Origin of the sequence: Nocardia sp. NPDC051832, from assembly GCF_040681285.1 — a bacterium.
Taxonomy (GTDB): Bacteria; Actinomycetota; Actinomycetes; order Mycobacteriales; family Mycobacteriaceae; genus Nocardia.
This window is the reverse complement of the sequence record NZ_JBFAYL010000012.1, coordinates 1-1,265: the sequence shown is the minus strand read 5'-3', so window position 1 is coordinate 1,265 and position 1,265 is coordinate 1. Positions and strand designations below refer to the sequence as shown.

1 protein-coding gene is annotated in these 1,265 nt (G+C 64.8%); it reads left to right on the top strand.

Translation table 11 applies throughout. From position 1 onward, the window contains the following. The first annotated feature begins 89 nt into the window (after positions 1 to 89). The gene (locus tag AB0M14_RS38020) at positions 90 to 1,250 is read left to right on the top strand and encodes an IS110 family transposase (protein WP_365005214.1); all 1,161 of its coding nucleotides are present in this window, start codon (positions 90 to 92) and stop codon (positions 1,248 to 1,250) included. The last annotated feature ends 15 nt before the right edge of the window (positions 1,251 to 1,265 follow it).

The window sequence follows — 1,265 nt, the reverse complement described above, 5'->3', positions numbered from 1 at the left end:
CGAGGAGTGGCTGGAAAGGGGTCTGCCCGAGCTCGAAGTAGCGTTGCCCTGCCTCGCCGACAACACCCCGTCGACCAGGGAGGACACCGATGGCAGTCATCATCGGCATGGATCCACACAAACGTTCAGCCACGATCGAAATCATCGACCACACCGGCAAAATCCGAGCTGTCGGAAGATACGGCACCGACAAAACCGGATACGCCGAAATGCTCACCGCTGGCAGGCAATTCAAGGACAGGGTGTGGGCGGTGGAAGGCTGCAACGGGATCGGCCGCCACATCGCCCACCGCCTGGTCCACGACGGGGAAACCGTACTCGATGTCCCAGCGAAACTGTCCGCCCAAGTGCGAGTATTCGCCACCGGCAACGGCCGCAAGACCGACCCCGTCGACGCGCACTCGGTCGCGATGGCAGCACTGCACTCACCCAACCTGCGCCGGGTCGAACCAGACCCGGACCTGCTCCTGCTGAGCATGCTCGCTGATCGCCGCGACGAACTCGGCCGCGCCCGCACCGACACCATCAACCGGCTCCACCGGTTCCTGCTCGAACTTTTCCCCGGCGGGGCCGAGAAATACTTGTCCGCCACCAAGGCACGCGCGCTGATCGCAACGATCAAACCACGCGATCCGCTCGGCAAAGCCCGACGCCGGCTGACTGTCGAGCTGATCGGTGAACTCGAAACCATCGACCGCAAAATCAAAGCCGCCGACAAAGAATTGCGCCAGCTCGTCGCCGACCGCGGCTCAACGTTGACCGACCTGGTCGGCATCGGACCCTCCAGCGCCGCACGGCTTCTCGCCGACACCGGCGATATCCACCGCTTCCGCGACCGGGACCGATTCGCCTCCTGGAACGGCACCGCACCCCTGGACGCCTCCTCCGGAGACCAGCAACGCCATCGGCTTTCCCGCGCCGGGAACCGGCGCATCAACCGCGCCCTGCACATCATGGCCGTGGTCCAACTCCGCCGACCCACCCAGGGACGCGCCTATTTCGACACCCGCAAAGCCGCGGGCAAGACGTCGATGGAATCGATGCGCTCACTGAAACGGCGACTATCCAACGTCGTCTACGCTCGCATGCTCGCCGACCAACAACGACGCGAATTGGCGGGCCCGGGAGGGCAATCGGGGGCGACTGCTGACTCCAGCGCGACCGGCTCCAACCCGAACACCGATCCTTCGGACAAGCCACAACCCGGACCCACCCAACAGGCTAACCCCGCACCCGCATCCACGGCTTGACAATAAAGGGGTGCC